This window comes from Serratia sp. LS-1 (assembly GCF_003719595.1).
Lineage (GTDB): Bacteria > Pseudomonadota > Gammaproteobacteria > Enterobacterales > Enterobacteriaceae > Serratia > Serratia ureilytica.
This window is the reverse complement of record NZ_CP033504.1, coordinates 1,759,807-1,777,956: the sequence shown is the minus strand read 5'-3', so window position 1 is coordinate 1,777,956 and position 18,150 is coordinate 1,759,807. Positions and strand designations below refer to the sequence as shown.

The 18,150-nt window shown below is 62.5% G+C and carries 14 protein-coding genes; 6 read left to right on the top strand and 8 right to left on the bottom strand.

What is annotated here, in order from left to right:
* Positions 1 to 4,197: an RHS repeat-associated core domain-containing protein gene (locus tag EDY99_RS08710; RefSeq protein WP_241157693.1), complete on the bottom strand. Its 4,197-nt coding sequence runs from the start codon at positions 4,195 to 4,197 to the stop codon at positions 1 to 3.
* Between the two features lie 31 nt (positions 4,198 to 4,228).
* Positions 4,229 to 4,660, bottom strand: coding sequence for a DcrB-related protein (locus EDY99_RS08705; protein WP_033643010.1), 432 nt, complete (start codon positions 4,658 to 4,660; stop codon positions 4,229 to 4,231).
* A 232-nt stretch (positions 4,661 to 4,892) separates the two neighbouring features.
* On the opposite strand from EDY99_RS08705, the gene EDY99_RS08700 reads away from it, so the two are divergent.
* Positions 4,893 to 5,897: an alpha/beta fold hydrolase gene (locus tag EDY99_RS08700; RefSeq protein WP_089197020.1), complete on the top strand. Its 1,005-nt coding sequence runs from the start codon at positions 4,893 to 4,895 to the stop codon at positions 5,895 to 5,897.
* A 69-nt stretch (positions 5,898 to 5,966) separates the two neighbouring features.
* Entirely contained in the window at positions 5,967 to 6,617 is a 651-nt protein-coding gene (locus tag EDY99_RS08695) for a dihydrofolate reductase family protein (RefSeq protein ID WP_047026155.1), read from the top strand.
* A gap of 41 nt (positions 6,618 to 6,658) precedes the next feature.
* Here the strand turns inward: EDY99_RS08695 and EDY99_RS08690 are convergent, their stop codons facing one another.
* Complete coding sequence (locus tag EDY99_RS08690) at positions 6,659 to 8,275, bottom strand: serralysin family metalloprotease (RefSeq protein ID WP_096242223.1); 1,617 nt, start codon at positions 8,273 to 8,275, stop codon at positions 6,659 to 6,661.
* Between the two features lie 411 nt (positions 8,276 to 8,686).
* On the opposite strand from EDY99_RS08690, the gene EDY99_RS08685 reads away from it, so the two are divergent.
* On the top strand, positions 8,687 to 9,040 hold the full coding sequence (locus tag EDY99_RS08685; protein ID WP_123061673.1) for an AprI/Inh family metalloprotease inhibitor: 354 nt from the start codon (positions 8,687 to 8,689) through the stop codon (positions 9,038 to 9,040).
* A gap of 4 nt (positions 9,041 to 9,044) precedes the next feature.
* On the opposite strand, the gene EDY99_RS08680 is transcribed toward EDY99_RS08685, so the two are convergent.
* Both EDY99_RS08680 and EDY99_RS08675 read right to left on the bottom strand, forming a co-directional pair.
* Positions 9,045 to 9,566 carry a chromate transporter gene (locus EDY99_RS08680; RefSeq protein WP_046688471.1) on the bottom strand — a complete coding sequence of 174 codons (522 nt, stop codon included), beginning with the start codon at positions 9,564 to 9,566 and terminating at the stop codon, positions 9,045 to 9,047.
* Complete coding sequence (locus EDY99_RS08675; protein WP_042785697.1) at positions 9,563 to 10,129, bottom strand: chromate transporter; 567 nt, start codon at positions 10,127 to 10,129, stop codon at positions 9,563 to 9,565. The genes EDY99_RS08680 and EDY99_RS08675 overlap by 4 nt, the downstream gene beginning before the upstream one ends.
* A 103-nt stretch (positions 10,130 to 10,232) precedes the next feature.
* Here EDY99_RS08675 and EDY99_RS08670 point away from each other — a divergent pair, with 103 nt between their 5' ends.
* Both EDY99_RS08670 and EDY99_RS08665 read left to right on the top strand, forming a co-directional pair.
* Entirely contained in the window at positions 10,233 to 11,144 is a 912-nt protein-coding gene (locus EDY99_RS08670; RefSeq protein WP_123061672.1) for a LysR family transcriptional regulator, read from the top strand.
* A gap of 290 nt (positions 11,145 to 11,434) precedes the next feature.
* Positions 11,435 to 12,604, top strand: coding sequence for a cupin domain-containing protein (locus tag EDY99_RS08665; protein WP_042784444.1), 1,170 nt, complete (start codon positions 11,435 to 11,437; stop codon positions 12,602 to 12,604).
* Positions 12,605 to 12,640: 36 nt separating this feature from the next.
* Here the strand turns inward: EDY99_RS08665 and EDY99_RS08660 are convergent, their stop codons facing one another.
* Genes EDY99_RS08660 through EDY99_RS08650 form a run of 3 tightly spaced genes read right to left on the bottom strand, consistent with a single transcriptional unit; the run spans position 12,641 to position 16,637 of the window.
* Positions 12,641 to 13,945, bottom strand: a complete 1,305-nt coding sequence (locus EDY99_RS08660; protein ID WP_047026158.1) for a c-type cytochrome — start codon at positions 13,943 to 13,945, stop codon at positions 12,641 to 12,643.
* Positions 13,946 to 13,956: 11 nt separating this feature from the next.
* Complete coding sequence (locus EDY99_RS08655; RefSeq protein WP_033650458.1) at positions 13,957 to 14,415, bottom strand: (2Fe-2S)-binding protein; 459 nt, start codon at positions 14,413 to 14,415, stop codon at positions 13,957 to 13,959.
* Entirely contained in the window at positions 14,415 to 16,637 is a 2,223-nt protein-coding gene (locus tag EDY99_RS08650; protein ID WP_123061671.1) for a molybdopterin cofactor-binding domain-containing protein, read from the bottom strand. The genes EDY99_RS08655 and EDY99_RS08650 overlap by 1 nt, the downstream gene beginning before the upstream one ends.
* 361 nt (positions 16,638 to 16,998) lie before the next feature.
* Between EDY99_RS08650 and EDY99_RS08645 the strand changes: the two genes are divergently transcribed.
* On the top strand, positions 16,999 to 18,138 hold the full coding sequence (locus EDY99_RS08645; RefSeq protein ID WP_047026160.1) for an acyltransferase: 1,140 nt from the start codon (positions 16,999 to 17,001) through the stop codon (positions 18,136 to 18,138).
* Positions 18,139 to 18,150 lie beyond the last annotated feature (12 nt).

Genomic DNA, 18,150 nt, shown 5'->3' with positions numbered 1-18,150 from the left:
CTATGGTGAAAAAATAATCCCAAGATCCATGCCTTTGCCAGACTCAATAAGAGTTACAAACTCCTCCCTACCATCAGACAGTTTTTTAGAAATATAGGTCATCCCTTCCCCTCTATATATCTCCATCACAGGTTGACCTTTTTTAATTGTCCCTTGTCCTACATGGACCAATTTCCCGCTATCTCGTAACTTTTCAACATCTCTCAAGAACTCAGCACCTTCATCCACTTTCCATTTTGGATATTTTTTCCCTAAATAGCCTTCTAGTATACCTTTATGCCGAATAAAGTGATCTTTAAAGTTTTTGCCAGGTTGAATGCTACAACCAGTAAGGCCTAACGGGTCAACCCAAATGAGCGGATTTTTCGCGTATGCATATAAATTCAACCCGCCTTCCAACCCTATCGGATCCTGCGTGGTGAAACGCCCCACCTCGGGTTCGTAGTAGCGGAACAGGTTGTAGTGCAGGCCACTTTCGTCGTCCTGATATTGCCCGGCGTAACGCAACGGCTGCTGATATTGCGCGCCCTGCCGCTTCGCCGCGCCGGCCACCGTCTGGCCCTGCAGCTTGCCGAAGGTGTCGTATTGCCCGGACCAGCACAGGTTGCCCGCCGCGTCGGTCACCTCCAGCGGCGCGCTGTTCAGATCGGTGTGATACCAGTAAATATCCGCCGAGCGGCTGTCGCCCGCCTGCTCCAGCGCCGCCAGCGGGCTCCACGGGCTGGCCGGATCGTAGCTCCAGCTGCGGCGGCTGCCGTCGTCGCGCTGCTCCTGCAGCAATCGATAACCCTGCCACAGGAAATGGGTCGTCTGTTCGGTTTTGCCCTTGTAGTGCACCGCTTTGCGGCTGCGGCGGCCCAGCGCGTCGTAATGATACTGTGCCTCGAATTCGCCCTGCGGGCCGCGGCCGTGCGCCTGCACCAGCCGGTTGTCGGCGTCGTAGCAGTAGTGCTGTTCGTACAGACCGTTGCGCCGGCTGATCAGGTTGCCCCAGGCGTCGTAACGGTAAAACAGTTTTTGCCAGTGCGTCAGCCGGTTGTCGGCGATCGGCGCCAGCGGCAGGTGCGCGTCGATGTCGCTCTGCGGGCTGCGCTCGCCCAGCAGGTTATCCGCCAGATCGTACACCAGCCGCGCGCCCGGTTTGCCCTGATTGGGTTCGCGGTGTTGCAGCAGGCGGCCTTCGGCGTCGTAACCGTAGTGCACTTCGCCGCGCAGCGCGTCGCTCACCCCGGCCAGCTCGCCGCGGCCGGTGTAGCGATAAGCGCGCCACAGCACGCCGTCTTCCGGCCGGGTCAGTTTGTCGTGGCCGAAGGCGCTGCTCTGCCAGCTGCGGCGGCCCATGGCGTCGTAACGCCGCTGCTGCTGCAGCGCGCCCTGGCTGCGGCCGGTTTCCCGGTGCAGGCGATCGCGGGTGAACTCGCTCACCACCTGCTGGTTGAATTTGATGGCGCTGGCGTGGCCGGAACCGTAATACAGCCACTGCAGGCGATCGCCCTGGGGCAGCGTCAGCGCCTGCAGGTTGGCCAGCGCATCCCATTGGTATTGCAGTTCGCCATTCACGCCCTGCTCGCCGAGCAGCCGCCCGGCGGCGTCATAGCGCATCTGCACGCTGTCCGGCTCGATGCCCAGCGCCGCGCCGCTCGCCGTCGGCAGGCGGTTCAGCTCGCGCAGCCGCCCCATGGCGTCGAAACGGTAATGCCATTCCGCGCTGGCGTTGCCGCGCCAGACCAGTTGCCCGGCCTCGTCGAAGCGGAAGCGCTGTTCGCGCTGCGTCAGCTCGCCCGCGCCGCCCGGCAGGCCGACCTCACGGTGCTCTTCCAGCAGCCCGGCCGCGCCGTAGCGATAATAGTGGCGGGTGTCGTCCGGGCGCTCTTCGGCCAGCACTCGGCCCACCGCATCGTAGCTGAAGCGGTAGTCGCCGCCGTTGCCGTTCTCCAGCCGCGTCAGCCAGCCCTGCGGGCTGTAGTGATAGCGCCGGGTGCGGTTGATGCGATCGGTGATGCTGACCGGCAGCCCCAGGGCGTTGTACTGCCAGCGGGTCAGGCTGCCCAGCGCGTCCTGATGTTCGGCCAGTTGGCCGTGCGCGTTCCAGTTAAAGCGCTCTTCGCCGCCGTCCGGGTGGATCAGGGTATGCAGGCGGCCGCCGTTATCCCACAGGTAGCGCGTCTGGTGGCCTTCGGCATCGGTCTGCGCCGTCAGTTGCCCCAGCGCATCGTAGGTATAAGCCGTGACGCTGCCGGAACAGTCGGTGTAGCGCGTCAGCTGGCCGCGGGCGTCCCACTCCAGCTTCACTTCCCCGCCCAGCGCGTCGATCACGCTGGCCGGCAGGCTCTCTTCGTCATCCGGATAGCGGTACAGCGTGGCATTGCCCAGCGCATCGACATAACGCGTCGGGCGCCCCAGCGTGTCCCAGTGCTGCGCCTCGCTGCTGCCGTCCGGGTACGCGACGGCGAACAGCCGGCCGCTGTTGCGCGAATATTGATAGCGCGTCACGCGGCCGAGCGGGTCGGTCTCCGACAGCAGGCGGCCGTAAGGGTCCCATTCGCTCTGGCGCTGCGCGCCGCCGGGCAGCAGCACGCTGCACAGCTCGCCGCGTTGGTAGATAAAACCGTAGCGGCGCTGGTCGAAATCGGTGTACTGCGCCACGTTGTCGTCGTCATCCAGCCGCCACTCCGCGCGCTTGCCGTCGCCGCGCACCGCGCTGCGGCGCCCGCCGGCGAAGTCATAGCCGAACTCAAGGGATTCTCCGGCGCTGTTGCGATAGGCCGTCACGCGCGGCACGCCGTCGATCTCTTGCCATTGGTATTCGTTCAGCAGCCCGGCGGCGTCCTGGTGGCTGATCATCAGGCCGTCGCGCCAGCCAAAGCGGCGCGTTACCTCACCGGCGCGGTTGCTCACCGTCGTCAGTTGGCCCTGCTCATCGTAACCGTAGCGCGCCAGCGTCCGTTCGCCTTCGGCGGTTTGCAACGCCACTTCGCGCAGGCGGCCCTGCGCATAGCGGCACATCAGGCGCTGCCCGGCGCTGTCCACCAGTTCGCTCAGCAGCCCCTCGTCGTCGTAAAACAGCGAGGTGGCGTTGCCGATGGCGTCGGTGATCATGCTGAGCCGGCTCGGCTGCTCGCCCGCCAGCGGCGGGTAGTGGAAAATCTGTTCGCCGACGTCAAACAGCTGCCAGCTGCCGTCGTCGTTGTGCATCAGCCAGCATTTTTCGGCTTCGCAATAGGTTTTGTGGCCGCGCGGCACCCTAGGGAAAGCGACGAAGTCGCCGGAAGGCGCGCGCCACACCAGGCCGTCCTGATACGGCTGCAGGCTGCTCTCCCAGAACAGGTTCCAGCCGCGGCCCAGCACGCCGTCGCCGGGGTTACCGCTGCGCCAATAGCGCTGCCAGGCGACCGGCAGGCGCGATGGCAGCACGAAATCGAGATCGTCTTCGCCGTCGAGGAATTTCTGGCCGCTGACGATATCCACCGGCCGGGCGATAATGCCGACCGCGGCGGTCGCGGTCATCAGGGTGCCGGCGCGGCAGGCGATGCGCGCCAGTTTGTTGATGCCGGGCAGTTTGCCCAGCAGTTTGCCGAGCGCCCCCAGCTTGCCGGCGGCGCCGCCCACGCCGCCCACCAGGCCGGCGAACAGCAGCGTCAGATCGGAGACCTTATACAGCCAATCCGGCACTTCGGGCTTGATCGGCAAGGTGGTGACGGTGCCGCCGCCGATAAACACGTTGGGCGAACCTTCCATCACCTGCGCGTCGCAGTTGGTTTTGTCACCCACGCGCGAGGCGGGCTGGCCGTTGATACTGACCTTGTCGGAGCCCTGCGCCATCTGCATGCTCGGGCCGTCGTCACTGCAGGCCACCTGGCTGTTGGTGGCGAGCGCGGCGGGTTTGCCGTTGATGAAGACGTTGGGGGAGCCGGTGACGATAGTGCCTTTGGGGGTCAGGCTACCGGCACCGGCGTCGGCAATGCCGTCGCGCGCCGCGGTGGCCGCCTCCCCGGTGAGATACCCCACCGCCAGGCTGGCGCCAATGAGCAGCACGCCGACGCCGATACAGGAAGCCGCCAGGCCGGCGACGAACAGCGCACCCGCCGCCAATGCGCCTGCGGCGGCGATCAGGCCGCCGACAAGGGTGCCGGCAATCATGCCGGCCAGGGCATGGGAGTGCCCGATGGTATCGCCGACGCGGGCCGCTTCGGTCATCGTAAGTTCCTTTTACGCAAAGAGTTCATCGTTAGGCCGCCCGGTAGCTGTTCAGCACCTGCTGCAGCAGCGCGTCATCTTGCGGCGTCAGCTTGCGCGCCATCGCCAGGGTGAACACCAGCACCCGGCCTTCCGCCAGCGCAAACACCGCCTGGTTCTGCCAGATGCGTTTGCCGTCGCGCAGGTAGCTGGCGCGTACCCACTCACCGGCGGCCAGCCCATCGCCCAGCGACGCCGGCTCGCGGCTTTTGAACGCCCAACCTTTCAGCCCTTGCGCCAGCGCATCAAGCTGGCGAGTGACGTAGCTTTCCAGATTCTCCGCCGGCTGCAGCGCATCGCGGGAAATATTGACTGAGGGGGAAACATCATCGCCGGCCAACAGCACGTTGACGGTGCGATCGGCATAGCCTTCCGGCAAAGCGACGCTGCCTTCGCTGAAAGCGCAGCGGGATAAAGCGGACATGCGAGGATCCTTTTGCATAAATAATGCTTAAGCATCGCATAACTTAGCCTTGAAATAAAACCATCAGATACTGCGAATGTTGCACGGCGTGACCCCGTTCACTGTGAAAAAGACCGTTGTCGGAATCTTGCCGGGAATCAAACCGTAATATTACAGAATTATCTGAAACCACTGGCGCGCCAGCGCGCCGATTGTGGCTATACTCGGCTATCGCCCTTTTCAGGAGATCAGGATGCTGAGATTAACCCGCCGCGCGCTGTTGTGCGCCACGTTGGCCGCGTTCACCGCCGGCGCTACCGAAACGCCGAAATTCGGCCCGGAGCTGCAGGGCTTTCACTACCCCTACCCGTTGCAACAATTCAGCTTCACCTCGCAGGGGCAGCCGTTAAAAATGGGCTATATGGACGTGCCGCCGGAAGGCGCCGCCAACGGCCGCACCGCGCTGCTGCTGCACGGTAAAAACTTCTGCGCCGCCACCTGGCAGGACACCATCAAGGCGCTGAGCAAGGCCGGTTACCGCGTCATCGCGCCCGATCAAATCGGCTTTTGCTCCTCCACCAAGCCGGCGCATTACCAGTACAGCTTCCAACAGCTGGCGCAAAATACCCACGGCCTGCTGCAGAATCTGAACATCAGCAAGGCCATCGTCATCGGCCACTCCACCGGCGGCATGCTGGCCACGCGCTATAGCCTGATGTATCCGCAGGCGGTGGAACGGCTGGTGATGGTCAACCCGATCGGCCTTGAGGACTGGAAGGCGAAAGGCGTACCGTGGCGCAACGTCGATCGGTGGTTCGAGCGCGAGCTGAACACCACCGCCGAGGGCATCCGCAACTATGAGCAGCGCACCTACTACGGCGGCCGCTGGAAGCCGGAGTACGATCGCTGGGTGGATATGCTGGCCGGGCTGAACAACGGGCCGGGCCACCGCCTGGTGGCGTGGAACTCGGCGCTGATCTACGACATGATCTTCACCCAGCCGGTGTATTACGAGTTCAAGGATCTGCAAACGCCCACCACGCTGATGATCGGCACCGCCGACACCACCGCCATCGGCAGCGATATCGCCCCGCCGGCAGTCAAGGCCAAGATCGGGCACTACGCGGTGCTGGGCAAGCAGGCGGCGAAACTGATCCCGCACGCCACGCTGATCGAATTCGCCGGGCTGGGCCATGCGCCGCAAATGGAGGAGCCGGCGCGCTTCCATCAGGCGTTGCTCAAGGCGCTGCAACCCTGAGCGGCCGGTTGGCGCAGCCGGCGCGCGGCGGCTAAACTTTCAGCTGGCACTCAATTGCAGGAGACAGCCATGCGACAGATTATTGCCAGCGCGTTCGTCAGCCTCGACGGCGTGATGCAGGCGCCCGGCGGGCAGGACGAAGACCGCAGCGGCGGCTTTCGCTTCGGCGGTTGGACCGCCCCCTACTGGGATGACGCCGTCGCGGAAACGATGGGCGAACTTTTCTCTGCGCCTTTCGATCTGCTGCTCGGGCGGCGCACCTACGATATCTTCGCCGGCTACTGGCCGCATATCACCGACGAGGCCGACCCGTTTTCCGCCGACATCGCCCGCGTGTTCAATCAGGCCACCAAGTACGTCGCCACCCACCACGGCGAGACGCTGACGTGGGAGAACAGCCAGTGGCTGGGGCAAGACATCCTCGCCCGGCTGCGTGAGCTGAAGCGCACCCAGGGGCCGGTGCTGCTGGTGCAGGGCAGCAGCACGCTGATGCAACAGCTGCTGGCCAACGATCTGGTGGATGAACTGCGCTTGCTCACCTACCCGGTGCTGCTCGGCGGCGGCAAGCGGCTGTTCGATGACAACGCGGCGCCGGCGGCCTTCACGCTGACCCACTCGGTGGTCTCGCCCGGCGGCGTCATTGTGGCTCACTACCGCCGCGCCGGCGCGGTGAAAACCGGCTCTTTCGTGGCGGAAAGCGCCGCGGCGGCCCAGTCGTAAAAAAAGGGCCGGTCGGCCCTTTTCTCTTCCCCTTCCTCACCTCAGGCAAACAAAATATCGCTCTGCTCCACCTGCCCGACCACGTGGATCTTGAAGTCGGCGGCATAGCTGTTGCTCTGGGTGTTCATCAACAGATCGGTGGTGCCGTTGAAGGCGTCGAAGTTGAGCTGGATCTCGCCTTTCTGGCCGCTGAAGGCGCTGCCGCTGTCGATAAAGCGCAGCTCGCTCAGGCTATTGTTGAAGCGCAGGCCGGAGAGATCGATCTTGTCGATGCCGTGCTCGAAGTCTTCAATCACGTCGAACGCCGCCACCGTCGACTCTTTGGCGTTGAGATAGACGAAATAGTCGGTGAAGTTGTTGGCGTCTTTGCCGCCCCACAGATGGTCCGCCCCCCGCCCGCCGTACAGAATGTCTGAACCGGCGTTGCCCGCCAGCAGGTTGTCCTGATCGTTGCCGATGATCAGATCGCGCCCGCTGCCGCCGATGGCATTCTCGATGATCGCCCCGCGCGCGATGGCGACGTTCTGCGTGCCGCCGCCGACGCTGGAGAACGCGCCGTCGTTCAGGTTGATCATCTGCTGCTGGCTGTAGCCGGAGAAGTCCAGCGTGTCGTTGCCGCCGGCGTCCCACACCGCGAAGTTGACCGGTTTGCCGTTGTCCGCCGTGGCGGTCAGGAAATCACGGCCGGTGTTGGAGTTGAAGCCGTACACCGTGTCGCCGGTGCGGGTGTTCATGTTGGCGCCGTACAGCTTCTGGATCGCGGCGATGTCATCCACCATCGGCCCATAGCCATACACCCCTTTGGTGTCGGCGCCGGTGTAACCGGCGTTGAAATAGCTCATGATCGAGTATTGCAGCGAATCCTGATAATAAGCCGCGTCGTTCTGGTAACTCGGGTTGCCTAACGATGCGTCATAAGATCCCGGATGCGCCAGCCCCAGGGCATGCCCCAGTTCGTGGGTGAAGGTCTGGCTGCTGAAGTCGCCGCTAACCGGCGCCTTATGGGTGGCGAAATTTTTGTTGAACCACACCGTGCCCGCAAAGGCGTTATCGCTGCCCGATTTGGAACTCGGCGGGTAATAGGCGTAAGCGTTGATGGCATTCGGGCCGCTGCCGGCGGCGGTGCTGCCGTCGGCGCGCTGCGTGAAGTAGGCGAAGGTGATATCCGCGCGGTGGTTGATATCGGTGGACGCCGCCTCGGTGAAAGTTACGTTCGCCACGTCGGCCCACGCCTGCATCGATTTCAGCGCCTGAGCCTGCGCCGCCTGGGTCAACGGCTGCAGCCCCTTGTCGCCGTCACCGGTCTGGCCGATGCGGTTCAGCGCGCTTTGCGTCAGGAAGGAATAGGTCAGCGCGACCGGCTGGTGATACACCTGGTCGCCGTTGTGCGTCAGGCCCGGCCGCGTCAACTGATCGGCGGCGCGATCGAAGCTGAAGTTATCGCGGATTTTACCCAAATTATTAATCGCCGCCCCGCCGCGCTGGTTACTGTACAGGTTAGCGTTGTCCAGCGTGAACAGCGCGCCGTAGCCCAATCCGTCATAGGGGCTGCCGGGCTGGTGATAGTAAAACTGATAGTTATGATCGTTGGGGGATGTGGCGGCCAGGCTGGTGAACTCATCGTCATCTTGCAAAATGTCGTTGTGGCGACTGCTCATTGCATTCTCCTTTTACACACTAGGAATCCACTCGATTTGTAAGACTATTCATCAGTCGTTCTTATCTAAGCCGAGGCTTAGGATTGACCAGTATAGTGACTCACTCCGGCGACGCGAGCCCGCCCAGCCTGGCTTCACCGCGCCGGGCGTTAAGAAGGAGATAACCATAACAATTTGTATTCTCACTATATTAATGAGAAAAATAAGCGCAATAACAGGTTAATCACTCGTCTTTTTGCGCGTTTTAGCGACGGTTAGATCAGAATAATCGAGGATTAAAAAACCTAATCCTTGCCTCATCATCCCACCGGGAACGTGCTAAGGTGTGAACGGACAGCCGAAAGGAGTGACCCGATGCCAACCCATTTCCTTATGCGCGCCTTGCGCCGCGCCAGCCTGACAGGAGTCGTTATGAGCGTATTGTGCAGCAGTGCCCTGGGCAGTTCACTGCCGTTGCTGGAACCCGCCGCGCTGAAGGGCGACTGGCAGCTCGCCGCCATCGGCGACGGTAAAGCCGTCTGCGAGGTGCAGCTGAGCGATGAAGCGGTAGCCAACACCAACGCTTTCCGCTTCAGCGCCTCCGCCGAGTGCCTGCAGCCGCTGGCGCTGCAAACGTTGCCGGTCGCCTGGCGGCCGACGCCGGACGGCATGACGCTGACCGACGCCGAAGGGAGCATGGTGGCGTTTCTGGCCCTGACCGCGCCGAAGCGCTATGAACTGATCGACCGCAACGGCCCTTCACGCTTTGTGCTGATCCCGCGCTAATCCTTCAGGCAAACAGCAGGCCGAGCAACGCGCCGCCCGCCAGCACCCACAGCGGATGGAGGCGCTTGCTCATGCTCAATCCCGTCGCCAGCGCCACGATCGCCGCCAGCCGCCAATTGGGCGCGGAAGCCTCGGCGATCAAAAGGCCGCTGGCCACCACCAGCCCCACGGTCAGCGGCACCAGCCCGGCCTGCACGATGCGGCGCCACGGACGATCCTTAAAGCGCCGCCAGGCGCCCATCACCAATAGCGTAACGATGGAAGACGGCCCGAACTTGGCGATCGAAGACACCAGCAGCCCCGCCCAGCCGGCCACGTGCCAACCGACCAGCGGCACGATCATCATGTTCGGCCCCGGCGCGGCCTGCGCCATGGCGAACAGCGCGCTGAACTCCTGGGCGCTCATCCACTGATGCACCTCTACCACCTGCCGCTGCATCTCCGGCAGAATGGTCATGCCGCCGCCGAACGCCAATAAAGAGAGCTCGGTGAAGATCAGCGCCAACGCCATCAACACCCCGCTCATGACGGCCACCGCCACATCAGCAGAATGCTCAGCGGCGCCAGCACCAGCATGGTCGGCAACAGCGGCAGGCGCAGCCAGGCAATGGCGATCAGCGCCAGCGCGACGATCGCCAGCGCCGGCCATTTGCCGCGCAGCGGCAGCAGCATCTTGATCCCGGTCGAGAGCAGCAGCCCGGCGGCGGCGGCGGCCAGCCCGGCGAACACATGCTGCACATGGGGATCGTTTTGGAAGCGGGCGTACACCACGCCCAGCCCCACCACGATCGCCGTCGGCGCGCTGATGAGGCCCAGCAAGGCGCACAGCGCGCCGCGCAGCCCGCGAAATTCCATCCCCACCGCCACCGACAGGTTGATCACATTGCCGCCGGGCAAAAACTGGCACAGGCCGAGCAGCTCGGTGAACTGTTCCGCGTTCAGCCAGCGCCGGCGTTCCACCAACATGCTGCGCGCCATCGGCAGTACGCCGCCGAAGCCGATCAGCCCCAGCCACAGAAAGCCCAAAAACAGCGCCGCGTTGCCCGGCGCTGCCGCCGGGTGCGGTTTTAACGTATTGATATCTGACATGACATTGCCGTTCCACATCGCTTGTTTTGATGTCTGGTATCATGCGCGCCGCCGTGCCATGATGTCTAATGCATTCCGGAACAACGAAAGATACCTTTGAGGTATGGCTATGATTGAACTGCGTCGCCTGCGGGCGTTCGTCACCGTGGTGGAAGAAGGCAACATCACCCGCGCCGCCGAGCGGCTGTTTATCCAGCAGCCGCCGCTGACCCGCCTGTTGCAGGGGTTGGAAGACGAATTGGGCGTGAAGTTGTTACAGCGATTGCCGCGCGGCGTGCGCGTCACCGAAGCGGGCGGCGTGCTGTTCGAAGAAGCCCGCGCCCTGCTGGCGCGCGCCGAACGCCTGCGCGAAGCGGTGCAGCGCGCCGCCCGCGGCGAGCAGGGCCACATCGCCATCGGTTTCACCAGTTCCGCCGCGCTGCACCCGTTCGTGCCCAACCTGCTGCGCCGCTACCGCGACATCCTGCCGGGCATCACCACTCAACTGGAAGAAGCCGGCAGCGGCGAACTGATGGATGCGTTGCTGGAACAGCGCCTCGACGCCGCCTTCGTGCGCTCGCCGGCCAGCGGCATTCCCGGCCTGAGCGTGGAGCCGGTGCTCAGCGAACCGATGATCGTCGCCCTGCCGCTGGGCCACCGGCTGGCGCAACAAACGCAGCAGCCGCTGCCGCTGGCTGAACTGGCGCACGAGGCGTTTATTCTCTATCGCCGCCCGGCCGGCCAGGGGCTGTACGACGCCATCCTGGCCGCCTGCCACCGCGCCGGCTTCAGCCCGCGCATCGTACAGGAAGCGCCGCGCCTGCCGGCCACCCTCAGCCTGGTCGGCGCCGGGCTGGGGCTGTCAGTGGTGCCCGGCTCAATGCGGCGGCTGGGCGGCGACGGCATCGTCTACCGCACCCTCGCCGAAGAGGCACAGCTCAGCGCCCCGCTTTACCTGGCGCTGCGCCGCAGCCCGGCTTCGCCGATCGTCGAGCGCTTTCGTCAGTTGGTGCTGGAGACCGTGGGGCAGTCATAAAAAGCCCGAACGGCCAATAAAAAATGACGTTCGTTTATTATTTATTTAAGCCTGTGAGCGGTGAAAATTAATTCCAATCCATGACTATTCAACTTCCGGTTAATTAATTAAACCCGCTCTCACTTAGTAACAAACGCAAACAAATAAGCGCCTATGCAATACATTCCAGCCGCTAGGATTTAAGGGTCACAGCCTATTCCCGCCGATGACAAAAAATCATTTCAATGGCGATCGCGCCTTCCCTGTCGCCTGCTGCTGCAGGCGCACGGTTTTATATTGGAGAACACGCTATGCTATCACGTCGTGATATATTGAAAGTCTCCGCCGTCAGCGCGGCCGCCGCCGGCATGATCGGCGGCATCGCCAAAAATGCCGCTGCCGACGACCATCGCAATATCGTGCCCCCCAGCAGCTATCAGCCGCCTGCCGATGCGCAGCATCTCTATAAATACAAATTCACCGACAGCAAAAAGCGCAGCCTGCCCAACGGCTGGGCGCGCGAAGCCACCGTCGAGCAATTCCCGATCTCCGAAGGCGTGGCGGGCGTCGACATGACGCTGGAGCCGGGCGGCGTGCGCGAACTGCACTGGCACGCCATCGCCGCCGAATGGGCGTTTATGCTGGAAGGCCATGCGCGCATCACCATCCTCGATCCCGAGGGAAAATGTGAGGTGGCGGACTTCGGCCCCGGCGACGTCTGGTATTTCCCGAAAGGCTATGGCCATTCCATTCAGGCGCTGGCGGACGGCGCGCATTTTATTCTGGCGTTTGATAACGGCCACTTCTCCGAATTCGGCACCTTCAGCATTACCGATTGGGTGGCGCATATGCCGAAAGAAGTATTGGAAAAAAGCGTCGACATGCCGGCGGCGGTATTTTCCAAGGCCAAACAGGGCGAGGCTTATATTGTCGGCGGCGCCGTTCCGCCCACATTGCCATTGCCGAAAAGCGACGGCGGATTAAATAACGCCCCGCTGACCCACCGCTATGAATTAATGAAGCAAAAGCCGTTCTTTGAAAATGACGCCGGCAGCGTCCATTTGGTGTCGTCGAAAGAATTTCCCATTTCCACCACCATGACCGGCATCATCGAGATCGTGAAACCCGGCGCAATCCGGGAATTGCACTGGCACCCCAATGCCAACGAATGGCAATACTATATTGCCGGCAAAGGCCGCATGACGGTGTTCAGTTCGCACGGCCACGCGCAGACGGAAGAGTACGCCCCTTCGGACGTCGGTTACGTGCCGCAGGGCTTCGGCCATTACATCGAGAACATCGGCGATGAGGATTTGAAGGTACTGATCGTGATGGACAACGGCATTTATCAGGATATTTCGTTGTCCGACTGGCTGGCGAAAACCCCGGCCTACCTGCTGGCGGACAACTTCAATAATCAGGTTGAGGACTGGCAGGATAGACCGAAAGACAAACGGGTGATGTCGCGCCGCAGCCGCTGACGCCGCGGCGAGGGAGAATCTCCCTCGCCGCTTTCTTTACTGCTTGCGCTGCTCCGCCACCTGTTTGGCGGTGACCTTGCCCTGCTTGTCGCCGAAATGGCCAACCACAAAGTTGGCGACCGCCGCCACTTCCTCGTCGGAATACGCGTTGCCGAACGCCGGCATCATCTCATGCCGCTCGCCGACGCTGATGCTCGTCCCCTTCAGGATGGCCTGCACCACGCTGCGCCCCTGCGGATCGTTCACCGCCGTGCTGCCGACCAGCGACGCATACTCGCTCTGGCGGCCCGGCCCGTTCCACTGGTGGCAGCCGCTGCAGTCGTTGGCGAACACCCGGCGCCCGAGCGAGCTGTCTTGCCCGCCCGGCAGGATCGGCGTGGAAGCCCCCGCGCCCTTCGGCTGCAAGTTCACCGCTGCGGCGCCGTCGCCGGCGATCGGCTCGATATCGCGCAGGTATTTCACCAGCGCCAGATTATCTTCCGGCGTCAGGAACTGCAGGCTGTTCTCCACCGCTTCCGCCATCGGGCCGCCGGCGCTGCTGCGCCCCGGCGCATGACCGGTGGCCAGATATTGCGACAGCTGCTGGTCGCTCCAGCCGCCGATGCCGGTCTGTTTGTCCGGCGTGATGTTGGCGGCGAACCAGCCCTGCACCACTTCACCGCTCAGGTGCTTGCTCTGGTTAAGACCGAACCCCAGATTGCGCGGCGTATGGCACTCGCCGCAGTGGCCGAGCGCCGTCGCCAGATAGGCGCCGCGATTCCACTGTTCATCCTTGTTGAGATCCGGCGCGAAGCGCTGCTCCTGGAAGAACGCCAGGTTCCAGAATTTCATGCCCCAACGCTGGTTGAACGGGAACGACAGATCGTTTTGCGGGTTGGCCTGTTTCACCGGCGGCAGGCTGAACAGATAATCCTTGATCGCCAGCACGTCGTCGCGGCTCAGCCCGGTGTACGAGGTGTACGGCATCGCCGGGTACAGGTTGCCCTGCGGGCCGATGCCCTCACGCACCGCGCGCACGAACTGATCGTCGCTCCAGTTGCCGATGCCGGTTTCCTTGTCGGCGGTGATGTTGGTGCCGTAAATGGTGCCGAACGGCAGTTTAAAGGCGAAGCCGCCCGCATAAGGCGCGCCGCCCGGCGCGGTATGGCACGCCACGCAGTCGGCGGCGCGCGCCAGGTACTCGCCGCGCGCCAGTTTATCGGTCATGCCGGCCGGCGCCCCGGCGATCGGCGCCGCAGGCTCCGCGCCGGCAGGCCGCAGCAGGGTATACAGCGCGTATCCTCCCGCCAACACCACCACGGCGATAATCAGCCATAACAGCCCTTTCAAGGCGTTGCTCATCACGTCTCTCCCTAACCCAACGCCTTGGCGGCCTGGTGGATGGCGGCGCGAATGCGCACATAGGTGGCGCAGCGGCAGACGTTGCCGCCCATCGCCGCGTCAATGTCCGCATCGCTCGGGTTTTTGCTCTGGGCCAGCAGCGCGCTGGCGCTCATGATCTGGCCGGACTGGCAGTAACCGCACTGCACCACGTCCAGGTTGAGCCAGGCTTCCTGCACCGCCTTGCCTTCCGGCGTGGCGCCGACGGCTTCGATGGTGGTGATTTTCTTGCCGGCGGCGGCGGAGACCGGCGTCATGCACGAACGCACCGGCACGCCGTCCAGATGCACGGTACAGGCGCCGCACATGGCGATGCCGCAGCCGAACTTGGTGCCGGTCAGGCCGGCTTCGTCACGCAAAAACCACAGCAGCGGCATGTGCGGATCGCCCTCGAAGGTCAGCGGCTGCTCGTTTACGGTTAAATGAATCATCAGGTTCTCTCCTTGTCAGACGCCGGATTCGCAGTGGGATTATGCAGCGGCAGGCTCAGCGAGGCGCGCGGCCGCCCGAGCAGCGCCAGCGCGTTGCCGACCGCCGGAGCGATGGTCGGCACCCCCAGTTCGCCCACGCCGGTCGGTTTCTCGGTCGAGGGCACAATGATCACCTCAACCTCCGGCATCTCATTGATGCGCAGCGGGCGGAAATTATTGAAGTTGGACTGTTCAACCACGCCGTCTTTCAGCGTGATATTGCCATACAGCGCCAGGTTCAGGCCGTAGCCGATGCCGCCTTCGATCTGCGCGCGGATCACGTCGGGGTTCACCGCCACGCCGCAGTCCACCGCGCACCACACCTTGTGCACTTTCGGGATGCCGCCTTCGCCGATCGATACCTCGGCCACCTGCGCCACATAGGTATCGAACGCCTTGGCGACGCCCACGCCGCGCGCGCGTCCGTCCACCACCTTGGCGCCCTGCCAATCAGCGGCTTTGGCCACCGCCCGCAACACGCCCGCCGCGCGCGGCGCGTCGCCCATCAGCGCCAGCCGCCCTTCCACCGGATCCTGCCCGGTTTCCTGCAGCAGTTGATCGATAAAGCTCTCCACCGCGTGGCCGGTGTGGGTGCTGGCGACCGACCGCAGCGAGGTGGTCGGCACCTTGCCGGGCACGATATGCGCATCGCAGCGGAAGGCTTCGAAGGTATAAGGCACCTCGCTGGCGCCCTCGACCATCATCTGATCGAGGCCGTTGACCACCAGCGCATCCATCGCGCTGTGGCGCGTCCAGGAGTGGCCGACTACGGTATCGGTCCAGCCCACCACCTTGCCGCCGCGAATGGCGCCGCGCAGGCGATGCAGGATCATCGGGCGATACCAGCCGTTGCGGATGTCGTCCTCGCGCGTCCATACCACCTTCACGCCGTGGCCGGGGCCGATGCCCTTGGCGGCCGCCGCCATGTCGGCCGCCAGATCCGGCCCCAGCGTCGGGTTGCCCAGATCGATACGCCGGCCGAAGCTGCCGCCTGCCAGAATGGTTTCAATCTGCACCTTCTCCGGCGGCAGCTCGAACAGATCGCACAGCTGCTTGTGGTCGAGCGTCTGGATTTGGCAGCCGTAGCGCGCCTTGACGCTTTCGCCGTCCCAGAACAGATAGCCGTCCAGCGGCTCCATCGGCGCGTGAGCGACGTAGGGGAAGGTGTATTCGGCCTCGATCACCTTATCGGCCTTGTCGAACACCTCGTCCGGCTTACCGAGACTCTTCGCCACTACGCCGGTTTTCTGCGCCACCTGGCGGAATTCGGCGTAGATTTCCTCGGTGTTGCGTCGCTCCGCCTGCGCATCGTCCCAGGTGACCCTAAGCCGATCCCGTCCCTGGATCGCCGCCCAGGTATTTTTGGCGTAAACCGCCACGCCGGTGGCAACCTGTTTCACCGCCACCACGCCCGGCACCGCCAACGCACGGTCGGCGTCAAACGTCGCCACCTTGCCGCCGAAGCGCGGCGGTTTCTTGATGGTGACGGTCAGCATGTCCGGCTCGTGGATATCCTGCGAGAACTGCGCGCTGCCGTTGGTTTTCGCCAGTGAATCGACGCGGTGTAGACCGCGCGTTTTGCCGATCAGGGTGAAATTGGCCGGATCCTTCAGCGCCAGGCTGGCGGGATCGGGCGGCGGCAGCGTGGCGGCCAACTCGGCGAACTCGCCGAAACCCGCTTCGCGCCCGCTGGCAGCATGGCGGATCTTGCCCGCCTGCACGGTGATTTCCTGCGCGGAGGTTTTCCAACTCTGCGCGGCGGCCTGCACCAGCAGCGCGCGCGCCATGGCGCCCATGCGCCGCATCTGTTCATAGGCGTTGGCCACCGAACTGGATCCGCCGGTACCCTGGAAGCCGAACGCCAGGTTCTTGTAGACGGCGGTATCCACCGGCGCGGCCACGACCCGCACCTGCGCCCAGTCGGCGTCGAGCTCTTCGGCGACCAACGTCGCCATGCCGGTATAGACCCCCTGGCCCACTTCGGTGTGTTTACTGATGACGGTGACGATGCCGTCGGCGCCGATCTGGACGAAGGCGTTGGCGTCAAACGCCGTCGCGCCGGCGGCGGCCGGGGCGTTCGAGCGCGCCAGCGCGCCGGTGGACGGCAGATAGGCGCCGATCACCAACGCCCCGGCGCCGACGATAAACCGCCGCCGCGAAAGCGGAACTTGGGATATGCTCATTGCTCATGACTCCAAAAAAACCGAAGGCGTCACTGCCTTCGGCGAAACAGCGCTAATTATGGGAATGGCTTGCCGCGCCGGTCAGGTGACATAGCACAACAGAGCAATAATTAGCGTAGCCTATTATCCAGTAGGCTTAATGTTGAAGAGGGATTTTCTATTGGAGAATCGTGCGGTTCAACGGTGTGCTGTTATCGGATCGCCGTCTGGCCAAAAATCTGAGCGACGCCGTGCATGGCTTCTGTGCTCGTCGAACAACAATTCGTTGCATTGCCTTCAGGTTTACGCTCCCGGCATTGGAATAGGATATACTCCCGACCAAAATACATCGTCACCATTTGGTTCATTTTGGATGTTTTTCATGCAGCAATCCGCCATATCAAAAAAAAATCATGATATCGAAGTATTAAGAACCGTCGCGATCGTTTTCGTCATTCTGGCGCATGTCGCGGGGATACTCAGCCCGGATTCGCTCTACTGGCGAATTTTGGACTATGCACGCTTCGGCAGCGGCGTCGATCTCTTCTTCTGCGTATCGGGCTTTATTATCACCTCGTCAATTTTGTCAACGGTGCCAAAAGACAAAAGCCTCAGTGCTTTTGCCAACTTTACCGTGCCATTCTGGAAAAAACGGTTTTGGCGACTCATGCCTTCGGCTATTTTTTGGATCTTTATCGTTCTGTTGCTGGCTTTTATTTGGGGCGGGAAAGGCCAGATTATTCCCTTTGAGAACATGTTCACTTCGGCGTTGCATGCCCTTACTCAAACGCAGAACTTTTACTTTATCGAGTGTCGGCCCGCAGGCACCTGCGGCGAACTAGGCATTTACTGGAGCCTGTCTTTAGAAAATCAGTTTTATCTGCTCTTACCCCTTCTCGCCTTCTTCTTGACTGACAGGAAGCTTGCGCTCTTTTTCTTCGTCGTTTTTATCATCCAAGTTTTCTTGCCGAGAACATTGAACGCGGCAACGCCAGTCATGTGGCCGTTAAGAACGGATGCGGTCGCACTGGGGGTCATTATTGCAATCTTTGCACATAACGCCCCCTCGTCACGTCCCTATCCCAGACTGCTTGAGAGCAAAGCCTTCTGCGCCGGGGCTTTCATGATCGCGTTGCTCTTGCTGGCTTTGCTTTCCAGCCCTCAACCGTTCCTCAGTTTTTCGGTCGGTATCACCGCCGTGGTTTCCGGCTTTTTAGTGTTACTCGCCAGCTATAACCGCGGTTGCTTTTCAAGTCATCCCACCGTGCGCGTGTTTTGCGATTACATCGGTTCCCGCTCGTACTCTATCTACTTAACTCATGTGGTCGCACTGTCCCTCACCAAAATCCTCTTCTTTTCCGCCGCTACCCGCTACGACGGCCTGCACACCGCCCTGTACCTGGCGTTTTTCTTGGTCGCAACGCTGCTGATGTCGGAATTCAATTACAGAATCATTGAAATGCCGTTAAGAGCGCTTGGCAGGAAGAATAAGCTGAAAAAACCGGTGGCGCCCTTCATTTAGCGCACACCAAGC